The sequence below is a fragment of the Streptomyces sp. NPDC087428 genome, from assembly GCF_044744085.1.
Lineage (GTDB): Bacteria > Actinomycetota > Actinomycetes > Streptomycetales > Streptomycetaceae > Streptomyces.
Map to the genome: position 1 here is coordinate 20530 of NZ_JBIUXR010000032.1, position 19712 is coordinate 40241.

Here is a 19712-nt window from a genome sequence, read left to right on the forward strand (position 1 = left end):
CCGCCGGTCACGGCACCGGTTCCGCCCGGCACGGCTGACACCCGCACCGAGATTGGTTGAGGAACAGATGGCAACCCAGGACAAGCTCCGCGACTACCTCCAGCGGGCCACGGCCGACCTGCGGCAGGTCAAGCGCCGCCTGCGGGAGGCCGAGGCCAAGGTGCACGAGCCGATGGCGATCGTCGGCATGAGCTGCCGCTACCCGGGCGGCGTGACCTCCCCCGACCAGCTGTGGGAACTCGTCGCGCAGGGCCGCGACGGCATCACGCCTTTTCCCGTCAACCGCGGCTGGGACGTGGACGGGCTGTACGACCCCGAACCCGCCACCCCCGGACACACCTACGCCCGTGAGGGCGGCTTCCTCCACGAGGCCGACCGGTTCGACGCCGACTTCTTCAGGATGAGCCCCAAGGACGCCCGCGAGACCGACCCCCAGCAGCGCCTGCTGCTGGAGACGTCCTGGGAGGCGCTGGAACACGCCGGAGTGGACCCGCTCTCCCTGAAGGGCTCCCTCACCGGCGTGTTCGCGGGCGTCGTCTACCACGACTACGCCACCGACGGCGGCACCGGCGGCCTGGCCAGCGTCGCCTCGGGCCGCATCTCCTACACCCTCGGACTCCAGGGCCCGGCCGTCACCGTCGACACGGCCTGCTCGTCCTCCCTCGTCGCCCTCGACTGGGCGGTCAAGTCGCTGCGCACCGGCGAGTGCGACCTCGCCCTGGTCGGCGGCGTCACCGTGATGGCCACCCCCACCTCCTTCGTCGGCTTCAGCCAGGAACGCGGCCTCGCCCCCGACGGCCGCTGCAAGTCCTTCGCGGCGGCCGCCGACGGCACCGGCTGGGGCGAGGGCGTCGGCATGCTCGTCGTCGAACGGCTCAGCGAGGCCCGACGCAACGGCCACCGGGTGCTCGCCGTGGTCCGGGGCAGCGCGGTCAACTCCGACGGGGCCAGCAACGGCCTCACCGCGCCCAACGGCCCGGCACAGCAGCGGCTCATCCACCAGGCCCTCGCAGCCGCCCAGCTCACCGCCGACCAGGTCGACGCCGTCGAGGCCCACGGCACCGGCACCGTCCTCGGCGACCCGATCGAGGCACAGGCCCTGCTCGCCACGTACGGCCAGGACCGCCCCGCCGACCGCCCGCTGTACCTGGGCTCGATCAAGTCGAACATCGGGCACGCCCAGGCGGCCGCCGGCGTCGGCGGCATCATCAAGATGGTGCAGGCGATGCGCCACGGCATCCTGCCCCGCACCCTCCACGTGGACGGCCCGACGCCCAAGGCCGACTGGTCCACCGGCAACATCTCCCTGCTCACCGAAGCCATCGCCTGGCCCGACCACGGACGCCCCCGCCGCGCCGCCGTCTCCGCCTTCGGGCTCAGCGGCACCAACGCCCACGTCATCATCGAGGAGGCACCGGCTGCCGAGGAGGACGAGGCGGAGGCCCCGCCCACCGTGACGTCCTCGCTGATCCCGCTGCCGCTCTCCGCCAGGACCCCCGACGCCCTGCGCGACCAGGCGGGCCGTCTGCTGGCCCATGTGGAGGCGCACCCGGACGCGTCGTTGACGGACGTCGGCTATTCGCTGGCCACGACGCGCGCCGGGCTGGACCACCGCGCGGTGGTGCTGTCCGCGGACCGTGACGCGGCGGTGCGCGCGCTGTCCGAACTGGCGGCCGGCCGGGAGTGCGCGGACGCGGTCACGTCGGCCGGCTCCGGCGCCGCCGCCGACGGCCTGACGGCCTTCCTGTTCACGGGCCAGGGTGCGCAGCGGCTGGGGATGGGCCGGGAGCTGTATGAGGCGTTCCCGGTGTTCGCGGAGGCGTTCGACGCGGTGCTGGTGGAGCTGGATGCTCGGCTGGGGCGTTCGTTGCGTGAGGTGGTGTGGGGTGAGGACGTTGACCTGTTGAACGGGACGATGTTCGCCCAGGCCGGCCTGTTCGCCGTCGAGACGGCCCTGTTCCGCCTGGTGGAGTCCTGGGGCATACGTCCGGACTTCCTGGTCGGCCACTCGGTCGGTGAGATCACGGCCGCGCACGTCTCGGGTGTGCTGTCACTGGCGGACGCGGCCGAACTCGTCGTCGCGCGTGGCCGGTTGATGCAGGCGCTGCCGGCGGGCGGGGTGATGGTGGCGGTGGCCGCGTCGGAGGACGAGGTGCTTCCGCTGCTGAACCAGGGCGAGAGCGAAGGCGGAGGCGTGGCGCTGGCGGCGGTCAACGGACCGTCGGCCGTGGTGGTGTCGGGGACGGAGCAGGAGACGCTCGCCGTCGCGGAGCACTTCACCGCCCTGGGGCGGCGGACGAAGCGGCTGAGCGTCTCGCACGCCTTCCACTCGCCCCTCATGGAGCCCATGCTCGACGCCTTCCGGGAAGTCGCCGCCCGGATGACGTATCACGCACCCCGGCTGCCCGTCGTCTCCAACGTGACGGGACGGCTCGCCGGCCCCGACGAACTGACCTCGCCCGACTACTGGGTCCGCCACGTCCGCGAGGCGGTCCGGTTCCGCGACGGCATCCGCACCCTGCACGCCGAAGGAGTCAGGGTCCTCATCGAGATCGGCCCGGACGCGGCACTCACCCCCATGGCGGCCGACTGCCTGCCGCCCGACGACGACACCCTCTGCGTCCCCGCCCTGCGCCGCGCCCGCACCGAGGAACACACCCTCGTCACCGCCGTGGCCCACGCCCACGCGCACGGCACCGCCGTCGACTGGAACGCCTTCTTCGCGGGCCGGGGCGCCCACCGCGTCCCTCTCCCCACCTACCCCTTCCAGCGCCGCAGCCACTGGCTGGAGCGCGCCGAGGACCGGACCGGCACGGACGGGGCCGCCGACCCCGCCGGCACCGCGTTCTGGGAGGCCGTCGACCGGCAGGACGTCGCCGCCCTCGCCGACCGGCTCTCGGTCACCGAGACCGCACTCGGCGAGATCCTGCCCGCGATGGCCCGCTGGCGCCGCCTCCACCAGGAGAGCGCCGCCCTCGACAACCTCCGCTACCGCGTCGTCTGGCAGCCCGCCACCACACAGGCACCCCCCGCCACCGCGCTCGACGCCCCCTGGCTCGTCGCCGTCGCAGAAGGACACGCCGACACCCCCGCGGTCAACGCGGTCCTGGCCGCGCTCATCGAACGCGGCGCCTCCCCGCACGTCATCGAGGCGGTCCCCGGACAGAGCCGCGCCGACCTCGCCGCCCGGCTCACCGCACAGCCCGCCGCCGGCGTCCTGTCCCTGCTCGCCCTCGACGGCCGCCCCGAACCCGCCCACCCCCACCTCACCCGGGGACTCACGGCCACCGTCACCCTCGTGCAGGCCCTCGCCGACACCCCGGACGCCCCCACACTGTGGTGCGCCACCCAGTCGGCCGTCGCCGCCTCCCGCTCCACCGAGCTGACCGCCCCGGAACAGAGCCAGTTCTGGGGCCTCGGAGGCGGCCTCGCCCTCGACCACCCCGACATCTGGGGCGGCACCGTGGACCTGCCCGCCGAGCCGGGCCCCACCGACCTCCACCGCCTCTGCGACGTCCTCTCGGGCGCCACCGGCGAGGACGCGGTGGCGCTGCGCGCCGACGGCATCCTCGCCCGCCGCCTGGTCCGCGCCCCCCTCGGCGACCGCGCCCCGAGCCGGACCCGCCCGTCCCACGGCACCGCGCTGATCACCGGCGGCACCGGCGGCCTCGGCGCCCACGTCGCCCGTATGCTCGCCGCCGACGGCGTCCCGCACCTGCTGCTCCTCAGCCGGCACGGCGACGCGGCCGCCGGCGCCCGCGAACTCGCCGCCGAACTGGAGGCGAACGGGACCAGGGTGACCCTCGCCGCCTGCGACGTCACCGACCGCGCCGCACTGGCCCGGGTCCTCGGTGCCGTACCCGCGGAACTGCCCCTGACCACCGTCGTGCACGCCGCCGGCGCCATGCAGCGGATGGCACCGCTCACCGAGATGACCGACGACGAGTTCGCGGCCGTCGGCCACGCCAAGGTCACCGGCGCCCAGCACCTCGACGACCTCCTCGGCGACCGGCCCCTCGACGCCTTCGTGCTCTTCTCCTCCGGAGCCGCGGTCTGGGGCAGCGCCGGACAGGCCGCCTACGCCGCGGCCAACGCCCACCTCGACGCTCTCGCGCACCGCCGCAGGGCCCGCGGACTCACCGCCACCTCCGTGGCCTGGAGCTCCTGGCAGGGCGGCATGGTCGACGCCGAACTCAGCGCCGTGATGGAACGCATCGGCGCCCCCGCCATGGACCCGCGACTCGCCATCGGCGCACTGCGGCAGGCCCTGGAGCACGACGAGAGCCACCTCGTCGTCGCCGAGTTCGACTGGTCCCGCTTCGCCCCCACGTACACGCTCGCCCGCCCCCGCCCCCTGCTCGACGCCCTCGACGACGTACGGCAGATCCTGTCCGCAGAGCCGGACTCCGCGTCCTCCGACGCGGACAGCCTGATGACCCGGCTCGCCGGGCTCTCCGCCGCCGAACGCGGCCGGGCGCTGCTCGACCTCGTACGCACCCGCGTCGCGACCCTGCTCGGCTACGACACGGCGTCCGAACTCGACCCGCAACGCGCCTTCGAGGACCTCGGCTTCGACTCCGTCGCCGCCGTCGAACTCCGCCAGGCCCTGACCGCGGCCACCGGCGCCCGACTGCCCGCGACGCTCGTCTTCGACTACGCCACCCCCACCGCACTCGCCGACCACCTGCACACCCGGCTCTTCCCCGACAGCGACGACACCGCGACGCCGATCCTCGCGGAGGTCGACCGGTTCGAGGAACTCGTCGGGGCGCTCGGCATCGAGGAGATCCGCAGCAGCCGCATCACCTCACGGCTACAGACCCTCCTCGACACCCTGACCACCCTCCAGAGCGGCGAAACGGGGGTGGCCGCCGTGCGGGACTCGCTCGACGAGGCCTCCGCCGACGACGTCCTCGCCTTCATCGACCAGGAACTCGGCCTCGCCTGACAAGGGCACGCTGACCGGCATCTGACCCAAAGGACTCGGTGAGACCGATATGGCCAACGACGAGAAGATCCTCGACTACCTCAAAAAGGTGACCGCAGACCTGCACCGCACCCGGCGCCGCCTCCAGGACGCCGAGGCCGCCGCGCAGGAACCCATCGCCGTCGTGGCCATGGGCTGCCGCTTCCCCGGCGGGGTGACCACCCCCGAGGAACTGTGGCAACTGGTCGCCGAGGGCCGCGACGCCGTATCGGGCATGCCGGAGGACCGGGGCTGGGACCTCGACCAGCTCAGGGGTGACGACGCCTCGCAGCCGGGCACCAGCTACGTCCACCAGGGCGGATTCCTCCAGGGCGCGGGCGACTTCGACGCCGGGTTCTTCGGACTCAGCCCCATGGAGGCGGAGGCCACCGACCCGCAGCAGCGACTCACCCTCGAAGTCGCCTGGGAGGCCTTCGAACGGGCCGGAATCGACCCGGAGACCCTGCGCGGCGGCCGCGTCGGCGTCTACATGGGATCCGGCATCCAGGACTACGGCGACTTCCCCGAAGGCGTACCCGAGGCCGTCGAGGCCTACATGGCCACCGCACGGGCCGCCTCCGTCATCTCCGGCCGCATCTCCTACACCCTGGGCCTCGAAGGCCCGTCCTTCACCGTGGACACCGCCTGCTCATCGTCGCTGGTCGCCCTGCACCTCGCCGCACAGGCCCTGCGCCAGGACGAGTGCACCCTCGCACTGGCCGGCGGAGTCATGGTCATGTCGACAGCCGCGCCCTTCGTCGCCTTCAGCAAGCAGCGCGGCCTCGCGCCCGACGGGCGGTGCAAGGCGTTCTCCGACACCGCCGACGGCACCGGCTGGTCGGAGGGCGCGGGCATCGTCCTGCTGGAGCGCCTCTCCGACGCCCGCCGCAACGGACACCCCGTGCTCGCCGTCATCCGCGGATCGGCCATCAACTCCGACGGGGCCTCCAACGGCCTCACCGCGCCCAGCGGCCCGTCCCAGCAACGCGTCATCCGCCAGGCCCTCGCCAACGCACGCGTCCCCGGCGCCCACGTCGACGTCGTCGAGGCCCACGGCACCGGCACCACCCTCGGCGACCCCATCGAGGCGCAGGCCCTGCTCGCCACGTACGGCCAGGACCGCACCGCCGAACAGCCGCTGCGGCTGGGCTCGCTCAAGGCCAACATCGGCCACGCCCAGGCGGCCGCGGGTGTCGGCGGCGTCATCAAGATGGTGATGGCCCTGCGCAACGGCCTGCTCCCCAAGACCCTGCACGTCGAGCAGCCCTCCACCCACGTCGACTGGACCGCCGGCCACGTCAGCCTGCTCACCGAGGCCGAACCCTGGGAGCAGAACGGTCACCCGCGTACCGCCGGCATCTCGGCGTTCGGGCTCAGCGGCACCAACGTCCACGTGATCCTCCAGGAGGCCCCGGCACCGGAACCCGCCGCCGAACCCGCCACGACGGGCCCCGACAGCAAGACAGGTGCGCCCACCGGGACAAGTGCGCCCACTGGAACACGTGACGGGAAGGGCGAGCTGTCGGTCGAGGGACAGTCGGCCACGGACGGCCGGACGGCCCCCTTCGCCACGTCCGACGCCACGTCCGGCACCACGCCCGTCGCCCCGTTCCTCGTCTCGGGACGCAGCGCCGCGGGCCTGCGCGCCCAGGCGGCGCGACTGGCCTCCTTCGTACGGGACGGAGCCGGAGCCGCCGCCCGGCCCCAGGACATCGGCCACGCCCTGGTCGCCACCCGCACCGCGTTCGAGCACCGTGCCGTCGTCCTCGACACCGCGACCCTCCCGGCCGCCGCCGACGCCGGCGACAGCGACACCGCCCCCCTCGGCCCCCTGCTCACCGGCCTGGACGCACTCGCGGAGGGCGCCAAGGCGCCGCACGTGATCCGCGGCACCGCCACCGGCCCTGCCCAGGTCGCCTTCGTCTTCCCCGGCCAGGGCTCCCAGTGGGCCGGCATGGCCGTCGAACTCCTCCAAACCTCACCGGTGTTCGCCGAGCGGATGCGCGAGTGCGCGGATGCCCTGGCTCCCTTCACCGACTGGGACCTCCTCGACGTCGTCCACCAGCGCCCGGGAGCGCCCACCTTCGACGAGGTCGACGTCGTCCAGCCGGTCCTGTGGGCCGTCATGGTCTCCCTCGCGGACCTCTGGCGCGCGTGCGGTGTCGAGCCCGCCGCCGTCGTCGGCCACTCCCAGGGGGAGATCGCGGCCGCCTGTGTCGCCGGGGCACTCTCACTGGAGGACGGCGCCCGCGTCGTCGCGCTCCGCAGCAGGATCATCCGCCAGGACCTCGCCGGACGCGGCGGCATGATGTCGGTCGCGCTGCCCGCCGCGGAGGCCGAGTCGGTGATGGGCGGCTGGGGCGACAGGCTTCAGATCGCCGTGGTCAACAGCCCCTCCTCCACCGTCGTGTGCGGCGAGACGGAAGCCCTCGACGAGCTGTACGCCCACCTGGAGACACAGGGCGTCCAGGCCCGCCGCATCCCGGTGGACTACGCCTCCCACTCGGTGTTCGTCGAGGAGATACGCGACCGCCTCCTGGCGGAGATCGCCGAGGTCACCCCCCGCCCGTCCACCACGACGTTCTACTCCACGGTGACCGGCGGCCCGCTCGACACCACCGCACTCGACGCCGGCTACTGGTACGAGAACCTGCGCCGCACCGTGCGCTTCGAGGACACCACCCGGGCCATGCTCGACGACGGGTTCACCCTCTTCGTCGAGGCCAGCCCCCACCCGGGCCTCTTCATCGCCCTCGGCGAGACCGTCGCCGCCGGCTCGGCCACCGCCACCGCCGTCGGCTCGCTGCGCCGGCACAGCGGCGGACCGGACCGCTTCGCCACATCGCTGGCCGAGGCCTACGTGCACGGCGCCCCGGTCGACTGGAGCCTCTTCTTCCCCGAGACCCCCGCGCCCGCCGACCGCGTGGAGCTGCCCACGTACGCCTTCCAGCGCGACCACTACTGGGTCACCGCGCCCACCGGTGCGGGCGACGTGCTGACCGCCGGCCTCGAACCGGCCGGCCACCCGCTGCTCGGCGCACGGGTCTCCGCCCCGGACACGGACGCGCTCAGCCTGACGGGCCGCCTGTCCCTCGGCACCCACCCGTGGCTCGGCGACCACCGCGTGGGCGACACCGCGTTCTTCCCCGGCACCGGACAGGTGGAAATCGTCGGCTACGCCGGTGACCAGGTCGGCTGCCCGGTGATCGACGAACTGACACTGGAGGCACCGCTGATCGTCCCCGAGCGGGGCGGAGTGGCGGTACGCGTCACGGTCGGCACCGCCGCCCCGGACGGCCGGCGCCCGGTGACCGTGCACGCCCGCGCGGAGGACGGCGACGAGCCGTGGACCCGGCACGCGACCGGCGTCCTCGCGCCCGGCACCGCGACCCCGGGCGCCGGAACGCCCGGAGCCGAGGACGCGGCGTGGAGTGCGGGGCAGTGGCCCCCGGCCGGTGCGGAGCCGGTGAACCTGGACGGGTTCTACGACGGCATGGCAGAGGAGGGCCTCCGCTACGGGCCCGTCTTCCGCGGCCTGAACGCGGCATGGCGCGCCGACGGCGACATCTACGCCGAGGTCGCCCTCCCCACCGGAACACCCGCGACGGACTTCCGGCTCCACCCCGCCCTGCTCGACGCGGCGTTGCACGGTGTGGCGCTGTCGGGTGCGGTGGGTGGGGGTGCTGCGCTGCCTTTCGCGTGGTCGGGTGTGTCGTTGGGCGTGGTGGGTGCGTCGGTGGTGCGGGTTCGGGTTTCGGTGGTGGGCGAGGGCCGGGTGTCGGTGGTGTTGGCCGATGCGGGTGGTGCGGGTGTGGTGGCTTCGGTGGAGTCGTTGGTGCTGCGTTCGGTCGTGGGGGAGCGGCGCGCGGTGACGGAGTCGGGTGTGTGGGGGTCTTTGTTCGGGGTGGAGTGGCCGGAAGTGGCGTTGCCGGGTGGGGACGCGGCCGAGGGTGTGGGTGTCGGTCGCTGGAGTGATGTGGTGGGTTCGTCGGATGTGGTGCCGGATGTGGTGGTGTTCGATTCGCTGCGTGCTGGTGGAGCGGGGGTTGGTTCTGCGGGTGGTGTGCGGGATGCGGTGTGTGAGGTGTTGGGGGTGGTGCAGGAGTGGCTGGGTGATGAGCGGTTCGCGGACGCACGGTTGGTGGTGCGGACGGTGGGTGCCGTGGCGTTGCCGGGCGATGAGCTGACGGATGTGGCGGGTGGTGCTGTGTGGGGTCTGGTGCGGTCGGCGCAGTCGGAGAATCCGGGGCGTGTGGTGTTGCTGGACGGTGAGTTGGATGGTGTGGGTGGTCTGGCGGGTGTGGCGCGGGTGGTGGCGTTGGGTGAGTCGCAGGTGGTGGTGCGGGAGGGCCGTGCGCATGTGGGCCGGCTGATGCGTGCCGTCGCGCCGTCCGACGAGGGTGTGGGCGGGGTGGAGTTCGGTTCGGGGGGGACGGTGTTGTTGACGGGTGGTACGGGGACGTTGGGGCGGGTGTTTGCGCGTCATTTGGTGGTGGAGCGTGGGGTGCGGCGGTTGGTGTTGACGAGTCGTCGTGGTGGTGTGGTTGAGGGTGTGGGTGAGTTGGTTGAGGAGTTGGCGGGGTGGGGTGCTGAGGTGGTGGTCGAGGCGTGTGATGTGGCTGATCGGGGGGCGTTGGCTGGGGTGTTGGGGGCGATTCCGGTGGATCGTCCGTTGGTGGGGGTGGTGCATCTGGCGGGGGTGCTGGATGACGGGGTGATGGGTTCGTTGACGCCGGAGCGGGTGGGGGCGGTGCTGCGTCCGAAGGTGGACGCGGCGTTGAACCTGCACGAGCTGACGCGCGGTATGGACCTCGCCGCCTTCGTCCTCTTCTCCTCCGTGGCCGGCACCTTCGGCAACGCGGGCCAGGGCAACTACGCCGCGGCGAACGCGTTCCTGGACGCGCTGGCCACGTACCGCAGGGCCGAAGGGCTCCCCGCACAGTCCCTCGCCTGGGGCTTCTGGGACGAGGCCAGCGGCATGACCGGCAAGCTGTCCGGTGCCGAACGCTCCCGTATCTCCTCCGTCGGCGGCGTCTTCCCGATCTCCTCGGAACGAGGAGTGGCCCTCTTCGACGCCGCACTGCGCCTGGACACGCCGGTGGCGGTTCCGGTGCAGCTCGACCTCGCCGCCGTACGGGCCCAGGGGGACAGCAGCCGCGAACTCTTCCGCACGCTGGTCCCCATCGTCACCCGGCGCAGGGCCACGGGCCACGTCGCGGCGAACGGCCTCCAGCAGCGGTTCGCGCGGCTTGCCGAGTCCGAGCGGGAAGGCGCGATGCTGGAGGTCGTCCTCGAACAGGTCGCCTCCGTCCTCGGATACAGCTCACTCCAGGCCATCGAGCCGGAGAAGGCGTTCAAGGACCTCGGCTTCGACTCCTTGCGGGCGGTGGAGTTCCGTAACGCACTGGCCGAAGCCACCGCGCTCCGTCTCCCCGCCACCGTCGTCTTCGACTACCCCACCCCCGCGGCCCTGGCCCGCCACCTGCTGAGCGAGGTGGCCGGTGCCGACGCCCCCGCGACAGCCGCGCCCACCACGGCGATCCGGAACTCCGCCGCGCACACCGACGACCCGATCGTCATCGTGGGCATGGCCTGCCGCTACCCGGGCAACGTCGGCTCACCCGAGGATCTCTGGCAGGCCGTGACCGACGGAGCCGACCTCATCTCCGACTTCCCGTCCGACCGGGGCTGGGACCTGCGGAAGATCTACGACCCGGAAGGCATCCGGCCGGACACCAGCTACGTCGCCCGTGGCGGGTTCCTCGACGACGCCCCCGGATTCGACCCGGCGTTCTTCGGCATCAGCCCGAACGAGGCCCTGATCATGGACCCGCAGCAGCGGCTGCTGCTGGAGACGTCCTGGGAGGCGTTCGAGCGCGCCGGCATCGACCCGCTCTCCCTGAAGGAGAGCCGGACCGGCGTATTCGCCGGGATGATGTACCACGACTACGCCCACAACGCGAGCACGGGCGGCATCGCCTCCGGCCGGATCTCCTACGTACTCGGCCTCGAAGGCCCGTCGATGACGGTGGACACCGCGTGCTCGTCGTCGCTGGTCGCCCTGCACCTCGCGATCCAGGCGCTGCGCTCCGGAGAGTGCTCCCTCGCGCTGGCGGGCGGCGTGGCCGTCATGTCGGAGCCCGAGGTCTTCGTCGAGTTCAGCCGGCAGCGTGGGTTGGCTAAGGACGGTCGGTGCAAGTCGTTCGCGGGCGCCGCGGACGGTGCCGCGTGGTCCGAGGGTGTCGGTGTTCTGCTGGTCGAGCGTCTCTCGGACGCCCGGCGGCTGGGGCACGACGTGCTGGCGGTGGTGCGCGGCAGCGCCGTCAATCAGGACGGTGCGAGCAATGGGCTGACGGCTCCGAACGGTCCGTCGCAGCAGCGGGTGATTCGTGCGGCGTTGGCTGATGCGCAGATTTCGTCGGATCAGGTTGATCTGGTGGAGGCGCACGGTACGGGGACCCGGCTGGGTGATCCGATCGAGGCGCAGGCGCTCCTCGCTACGTATGGGCAGGGGCGTCCGGAGGGTGATCCGTTGTGGCTGGGTTCGTTGAAGTCGAACCTGGGCCACGCGCAGGCGGCTGCCGGTGTCGGCGGTGTGATCAAGGCGGTGCAGGCGATCCGGCATGGTGTGTTGCCGAGGACGTTGCATGTGGATGTGCCGACGCCGCAGGTGGACTGGGCTGCGGGTGCGGTGGAGTTGTTGACGGAGTCGCGGGTGTGGCCGGAGCGGGATCGTCCGCGTCGGGTGGGTGTGTCGTCGTTCGGTCTGAGCGGGACGAACGCGCATGTGATCGTCGAGCAGGCTCCGGCGGAGCTGGAGGGAGAGCCGGTTTCCTCGGTTGAGCTGCCGGTGGTGCCGGTGGTGTTGTCGGCGCGGAGTGAGGCGGGGCTGTCGGGACAGGCCGCGAAGCTCCTGGACCGTATGGACGCTTCCGTCTCATTGCTGGATGTGGGTTTCTCGTCGGTGGTGTCGCGTGCGGTGCTGGAGCACCGTGCGGTGGTCGCGGCGTCGGACCGCGAGGAGCTGGTACGGGGCCTGACCGCTCTCGTTGAGGGCGAGGCATCGGCCTCGGTGGTACGGGGATCGGTGCGGCCGGCGGGCAAGGTCGCGTTCCTGTTCACGGGTCAGGGTGCGCAGCGGCTGGGGATGGGCCGGGAGCTGTATGAGGCGTTCCCGGTGTTCGCGGAGGTCTTTGATGCGGTGCTGGTGGAGCTGGATGCTCGGCTGGGGCGTTCGTTGCGTGAGGTGGTGTGGGGTGAGGACGTTGACCTGTTGAACGGGACGATGTTCGCCCAGGCCGGCCTGTTTGCGGTGGAGACGGCCCTGTTCCGCCTGGTGGAGTCCTGGGGCATACGTCCGGACTTCCTGGTGGGTCATTCGGTGGGTGAGATCGCTGCGGCGCACGTCTCGGGTGTGTTGTCGCTGCCGGATGCGGCTGAACTCGTCGTGGCGCGTGGTCGGTTGATGCAGGCGTTGCCGGCTGGTGGGTCGATGGTGGCGGTGGAGGCGACGGAGGCCGAGGTGCTTCCGCTGCTGAGCGGTGAGGTGGGGATCGCGGCGGTCAATGGTCCGCGTTCTGTGGTGGTTTCGGGTGTGGAGGGTGCGGTTGCTGATCTGGCGGGGAAGTTCGCCGGACAGGGCCGTAGGACGAGTGTGCTGCGGGTGTCTCATGCGTTCCATTCGCCTTTGATGGAGCCGATGTTGGCGGAGTTCGGGGCGGTGGTGGCCGGGCTGTCGTTCGGCGCCGCGTCGATCCCTGTGGTGTCGGGTGTGTCCGGGGATCTGGCGGAGGGCTGGGGTTCGGCGGAGTACTGGGTGCGGCACGTCCGGGAGGCGGTGCGGTTCGCGGACGCGGTGTCGTTCGTCGTGTCCCGGGGCGTGACGTCGTTCGTGGAGGTGGGTCCGGATGGTGTGCTGAGTGGGATGGCGCAGCAGTCGGTGGACGCGGAGACAGCTGTCTTCGTCCCCCTCGTGCGCAAGGGGCGTCCCGAGGTGTCCACGACCGTCACGGCGCTGGGCCAGTTGCATGTGGCCGGAACTCCGGTGGACTGGGCCCGGTTCTTCGAGGGCTCGGGAGCCCGCCGCGTCGACCTGCCGACCTACGCCTTCCAGCACCAGAACTACTGGATCGTCGGCGAGCAGCGCGGTACGGACCTCGAATCCATCGGACAGGAGTCCGCCGGCCACTCCCTGCTGAGCGCGGTCGTGACGTCACCCGACACGGACAGTGTGATTCTGACCGGTCGCCTGTCCACCGGGGTCCAGCTCTGGCTGGCCGACCACGCGGTCGGTGACGCTGCCCTCTTCCCTGGCACGGGTTTCGTGGAGCTGGCACTGAGAGCAGCAGACGAGGTCGGCTACGCCGGGCTCGAAGAGCTGACCCTGGAAGCGCCGCTGGTGCTCCCGGAGCATGGTGGCGTCGCCCTCCAGGTCGTCGTCGGTTCCCCGGACGACTCCGGCAGACGACCGGTGACCGTTCACTCGCGCGGCGAGGCGACGGATCTGCCGTGGGTGCGCCACGCCACCGGTTCGCTTGTCGCCGTCGCCGCCGCACCCGACGCCGAGGACGTGGCGTGGAGTGCGGGCCAGTGGCCCCCGGCCGGTGCGGAGCCGGTGGACCTGGACGGGTTCTACGACGGCATGGCGGAAGCGGGTCTGCGCTACGGGCCGGCCTTCCGCGGACTGAGCGAAGCCTGGCGAACCGACGATCACGTCTTTGCCGAGGTGGGTCTCCCCGAAGGCACCGAGCCCGGAACCTACGCCCTGCACCCTGCGCTGTTCGATGCGGCGTTGCACGGGGTGGCGTTGTCGGGTGCGGTGGATGAGGGGGCCGCGCTGCCGTTCGCGTGGTCGGGCGTGTCGTTGGGCGTGGTGGGTGCCTCGGTGGTGCGGGTTCGGGTCTCCGTGCTGGGTGAGGGCCGGGTGTCGGTGGTGCTGGCCGATGCGAGTGGTGGTGTGGTGGCATCGGTGGGCTCGCTCGTGTTGCGCTCGGTGGGCGGCGCGCGGCGCGCGGCGGCCGAGTCCGGTGCGTGGGGGTCTTTGTTCGGGGTGGAGTGGCCGGAAGTGGCGCTGCCCGCCGCTGACGAGGCGGACTGTGTGGCCGTGAGCCACTGGAGCGATCTGACGAGCTCGTCGGATGTGGTGCCGGACGTCGTGGTGTTCGATTCGCTGCGCGCTGGTGGAGCGGGGCTCGGCTCTGCGGGTGGTGTGCGGGATGCGGTGTGTGAGGTGTTGGGGGTGGTGCAGGAGTGGCTGGGTGATGAGCGGTTTGCCGGCGCACGGTTGGTGGTGCGGACGGTGGGTGCCGTGGCGTTGCCGGGCGATGAGCTGACGGATGTGGCGGGTGGTGCTGTGTGGGGTCTGGTGCGGTCGGCGCAGTCGGAGAATCCGGGGCGTGTGGTGTTGCTGGACGGTGAGTTGGATGGTGTGGGTGGTCTGGCGGGTGTGGCGCGGGTGGTGGCGTTGGGTGAGTCGCAGGTGGTGGTGCGGGAGGGCCGTGCGCATGTGGGCCGGCTGGAACGTGCTGTGCCTTCTGCGGATGACCGGTCCGGGGTGGAGTTCGGTTCGGTGGGGACGGTGTTGTTGACGGGTGGTACGGGGACGTTGGGGCGGGTGTTTGCGCGTCATTTGGTGGTGGAGCGTGGGGTGCGGCGGTTGGTGTTGACGAGTCGTCGTGGTGGTGTGGTTGAGGGTGTGGGTGAGTTGGTTGAGGAGTTGGCGGGGTGGGGTGCTGAGGTGGTGGTCGAGGCGTGTGATGTGGCTGATCGGGGGGCGTTGGCTGGGGTGTTGGGTGCGATTCCGGTGGATCGTCCGTTGGTGGGGGTGGTGCATTTGGCGGGGGTGCTGGATGACGGGGTGATGGGTTCGTTGACGCCGGAGCGGGTGGGGGCGGTGCTGCGTCCGAAGGTGGACGCGGCGTTGAACCTGCACGAGCTGACGCGCGGTATGGACCTCGCCGCCTTCGTCCTCTTCTCCTCGGCTGCCGGAGTGATCGGCAACCCGGGCCAGGGCAACTACGCCGCGGCGAACGCGTTCCTGGACGCGCTGGCCACGTACCGCAGGGCCGAAGGGCTCCCCGCACAGTCCCTCGCCTGGGGCCCCTGGGCGGACGGCGGCATGGCGGACAGCCTGGGCGCCGACTCCCAGCGGATGCGCCGCTCCGGCATCGAACCGCTCTCCGGCGAGGAAGGAACCGCGCTCTTCGACGCCGCCGAGACCTCGGGTGGGGCCGCGCTCGTCACCATGCGGGTCGACCTCACCGGGGCGGGGGCCCCGGAGCCGGACGACCTGCCCGACCTGTTCCGAGGTCTGGTACGGCCCGGTGCCCGCCGACCCGCCGACGCGTCGGCGTCCGGTGCCGCGGCGTTCCAACGGCGGATGACCTCGCTGACCGACGACGAGCGCGCGGCCCAGGTGCTCGACCTCGTACGCGCCCACGCGGCCGCCATTCTCGGGTACGCGGGCCCCTCGGCCATCGAGCCGGACCGGGCGTTCAAGGACCTCGGGTTCGATTCGCTGGCGGCGGTGGAGTTCCGCAACGGCCTGGCCCAGGCCACCGGACTCCGCCCCTCGGCCACGCTGGTCTTCGACTATCCGAACTCCCGCGCACTCGCCGAGCACCTGGCGGAGGAACTGCGCCCCGATTCCCCTACGGACGACGAGGCCGTCGGGGAGGAGCGGGTCCGACGCATTCTGCAAGGAATTCCTCTGAGCCGGCTCAGGGACGCGGGACTGATGGAAGTCCTCTTCGAGCTCGCCGGTGCTCACGACGAGCCGGCGAACGAGGCGGAGGGCACGGACGAGCCCTCCGCCGACTCCATCGACTCGATGGACACCGAGAGCCTGATCAGCATGGCGCTCGACGGATCCGGCCTTGACGACGCGACACAGGGAATGTGAGAGCCCCGATGAGTAATTCTGACGAGAAGCTGGTCGCCGCACTGCGGGCGTCTCTCAAGGAGAACGACCGTCTGCGGGCCCACAACAGAAAACTGTCGTCGGCGGCCCGCGAGCCCATCGCCATCGTCGCGATGAGCTGCCGCTTTCCGGGAGGCGTCGAATCGCCGGAAGCCCTGTGGCAGCTGGTGAACGATGGTGTGGACGCCATATCCGAGTTCCCGGACAACCGCGGCTGGAACCTCGGCGCCCTCTACGATCCGGACGGCGAGCGACAGAACACCAGCTACGTCAACCAGGGCGGATTCCTCCACGCCGCGGACACGTTCGACCCGGCGTTCTTCGGCATCAGCCCGAACGAGGCCCTGATCATGGACCCGCAGCAGCGGCTGCTGCTGGAGACGTCCTGGGAGGCGTTCGAGCGGGCCGGCATCGACCCCACCACGCTGAAGGGCAGCAAGACCGGCGTATTCGCCGGAATGATGTACCACGACTACGCCCACAACAGCGCCACGGGCTCCATCGCCTCCGGCCGGGTGTCGTACGTCTTCGGCTTCGAGGGCCCGTCGATGACGCTGGACACGGCGTGCTCGTCGTCGCTGGTCGCACTGCACCTCGCGGCCCAGGCGCTGCGTTCGGGCGAGTGCTCCATGGCGCTGGCCGGAGGCGTGGCGCTCATGTCGACGCCTGAGGTCTTCGTCGAGTTCAGCCGACAGGGCGGACTCTCCAAGGACGGCCGCTGCAAGTCGTTCGCGGGCTCCACCGACGGCACCAGCTGGTCGGAGGGAGCCGGCGTCCTGCTCCTGGAGAAGCTCTCCGACGCCCGCAGCAACGGACACCCGGTCCTGGCCGTCCTGCGGGGCAGCGCCGTCAATCAGGACGGTGCGAGCAATGGGCTGACGGCTCCGAACGGTCCGTCGCAGCAGCGGGTGATTCGTGCGGCGTTGGCTGATGCGCAGATTTCGTCGGATCAGGTTGATCTGGTGGAGGCGCACGGTACGGGGACCCGGCTGGGTGATCCGATCGAGGCGCAGGCGTTGCTCGCGACGTATGGGCAGGGGCGTCCGGAGGGTGATCCGTTGTGGCTGGGTTCGTTGAAGTCGAATCTGGGCCACGCGCAGGCGGCTGCCGGTGTCGGCGGTGTGATCAAGGCGGTGCAGGCGATTCGGCATGGTGTGTTGCCGAGGACGTTGCATGTGGATGTGCCGACGCCGCAGGTGGATTGGGCTGCGGGTGCGGTGGAGTTGTTGACGGAGTCGCGGGTGTGGCCGGAGCGGGATCGTCCGCGTCGGGTGGGTGTGTCGTCGTTCGGTCTGAGCGGGACGAACGCGCATGTGATCGTCGAGCAGGCTCCGGCGGAGCTGGAGGGAGAGCCGGTTTCCTCGGTTGAGCTGCCGGTGGTGCCGGTGGTGTTGTCGGCGCGGAGTGAGGCGGGGCTGTCGGGACAGGCCGCGAAGCTCCTGGACCGTATGGACGCTTCCGTCTCATTGCTGGATGTGGGTTTTTCGTCGGTGGTGTCGCGTGCGGTGCTGGAGCATCGTGCGGTGGTGGCGGCGTCGGACCGTGAGGAGCTGGTACGGGGCCTGACGGCGCTGGCTGAGGGCGAGGCGTCGGCGTCGGTGGCACGGGGATCGGTGCGTGCGGCTGGTGCTACGGCGTTCCTGTTCACGGGGCAGGGATCTCAACGGCTCGGTATGGGCCGAGAGTTGTACGGCGCGTTCCCGGTGTTCGCGGAGGTCTTTGATGCGGTGCTGGTGGAGCTGGATGCTCGGCTGGGGCGTTCGTTGCGTGAGGTGGTGTGGGGTGAGGACGTTGGCCTGTTGAACGGGACGATGTTCGCCCAGGCCGGGTTGTTCGCGGTCGAGACCGCACTCTTCCGGTTGGTGGAGTCGTGGGGTGTGCGTCCGGACTTCCTGGTGGGGCATTCGGTGGGTGAGATTGCGGCGGCGCACGTTTCGGGTGTGTTGTCGTTGGCGGATGCCGCTGAGCTGGTGGTGGCGCGTGGCCGGTTGATGCAGGCGTTGCCGGCTGGTGGGTCGATGGTGGCGGTGGAGGCGACGGAGGCCGAGGTGCTTGGGCTGCTGAACGACGAGGTGGGCATCGCGGCCGTCAACGGGCCCAACTCTGTGGTCGTTTCGGGTACGGAGGCGGCGGTTCGCGGGCTGGTCGCCACGTTCGAGGACCAGGGGCGCCGGACGAGTACGTTGCGGGTGTCTCATGCCTTCCATTCGCCGTTGATGGAGCCGATGTTGGCGGAGTTCGGGGCGGTGGTGGCCGGTCTGTCGTTCGGCGCCGCGTCGATCCCCGTCGTGTCGGGTGTGTCCGGGGATCTGGCGGAGGGCTGGGGTTCGGCGGAGTACTGGGTGCGGCATGTGCGGGAGGCGGTGCGGTTCGCGGACGCGGTGTCGTTCGTCGTTGCTCAGGGCGTCACGTCCTACGTCGAGCTGGGTCCGGACGGTGTGCTGAGCGGGATGGCGCAGCAGTCGGTGGACGTGGAGTCGGCGCTGTTCGTCTCGTTGGTGCGGAAGGGCCGTCCCGAGGTGGCTACGGCTGTCGGGGCGCTGGGCCAGTTGCATGTGGCCGGAGTCTCGGTGGACTGGGCCCGGTACTTCGAGGGGACGGGGGCTCGTCGCGTCGATCTGCCGACGTACGCCTTCCAGCGCGAGCGGTACTGGATGGAAGCGGAACTCGGCGGCAACGACCCCGGCTCGTTCGGCCTGGGCACGACCGACCACCCACTCCTCGGCGCAGCCGTCGCACTGGCTGAGGCCGATGAGACGGTACTCACCGGCAGGCTCTCTCTGGCCACTCAGGCCTGGATCGCGGACCACGGTGTGCTGGGCAGCGTCCTTCTGCCCGGCACCGCCTTCGTCGAACTGGCTGTCAGAGCAGGCGACGAGGTGGGCTGCGACCTCCTCGAAGAGCTGACACTCCAGGCGCCCCTCGTCGTCCCCGAAGAGGGAGGTGTCGCGATTCAGGTAGCGATCGGCGCAGCCGATCCGACGGGGCGGCGCTCGGTCAGCGTGCACTCACGAGGCGAGGGCGCCGACCACGCGCCTTGGACGCGTCATGCGGTGGGCACCCTTGCCGTGGGCACGGAGACTCCGGCCGCGGACCTGGCTGTGTGGCCGCCGAAGGGCGCCACGGCGATCGACGTCGAAGGGGCCTACGACCTCCTCAACGAGCGTGGCTACGGTTACGGACCGGTGTTCCAGGGGCTCAAGGCCGCCTGGACCTCCGGGGAGGAGCTGTACGCGGAGGTCGCACTCCCCGACTCGGCGCACGACGACGCCCAGCGCTTCGGCCTGCACCCCGCTCTGCTCGACGCAGCCATGCACGTGGCGCTCATTGACGACGGTTCGGGGACCGACGAGTCGACCGTCCTGCCCTTCGCCTGGACCAACGTTGCTCTGCACGCGGCAGGGGCCTCGGCTCTCCGCGTCCGGATCGCGCCGGCCGGGCCGGACAGCGTGTCGGTCCTGGTGTCCGACGAAGCGGGCCAACCGGTGCTCAGCGTCGGGGCGTTGGTGTCACGTCCGGTGTCGGTGGAGCAGTTGAGTGGTGTGGGTGTGGGTGGTGGGTTGCTTGAGGTGGTGTGGCGGCCGTTGGTGTCGGCTGGTGTGGTGGAGGGTGTGGGTGTGTTGGGTGGGGTGGTGTTTGAGGTGCCGTCGGTGGGTGTGGGTGTGGATCCGGTGGTGGGTGTGCGGTCGGTGTTGGGTGGGGTGCTGGACAGGGTGAAGGGGTGGCTGGCTGATGAGGGTGAGGGTGTTGAGGGTGGGGGTCCGTTGGTGGTGGTGACGCGTGGTGGTGTGTCGGTGGGTGTGGGGGATGGGGTGGATGTGTGTGTGG

3 protein-coding genes are annotated in these 19712 nt (G+C 71.3%); all 3 read left to right on the forward strand.

Annotation, left to right across the window (positions count from 1 at the left end; genetic code table 11):
- The first annotated feature begins 52 nt into the window (after positions 1-52).
- The gene (locus tag ACIO3R_RS39180; protein ID WP_402111894.1) at positions 53-4948 is read left to right on the forward strand and encodes a type I polyketide synthase; all 4896 of its coding nucleotides are present in this window, start codon (positions 53-55) and stop codon (positions 4946-4948) included.
- A 49-nt stretch (positions 4949-4997) separates the two neighbouring features.
- The gene (locus ACIO3R_RS39185; protein ID WP_402111895.1) at positions 4998-15866 is read left to right on the forward strand and encodes a type I polyketide synthase; all 10869 of its coding nucleotides are present in this window, start codon (positions 4998-5000) and stop codon (positions 15864-15866) included.
- The coding region (locus ACIO3R_RS39190; protein WP_402111896.1) for a type I polyketide synthase at positions 15863-19712 on the forward strand (3850 nt) is incomplete at its 3' end. The genes ACIO3R_RS39185 and ACIO3R_RS39190, both read left to right, overlap by 4 nt.

Coding starts and splice junctions, on each gene's coding strand:
- ACIO3R_RS39185 (WP_402111895.1), top strand. CDS start 4,998: ATGGCCAACGACGAGAAGATCCTCGACTACCTCAAAAAGGTGACCGCA.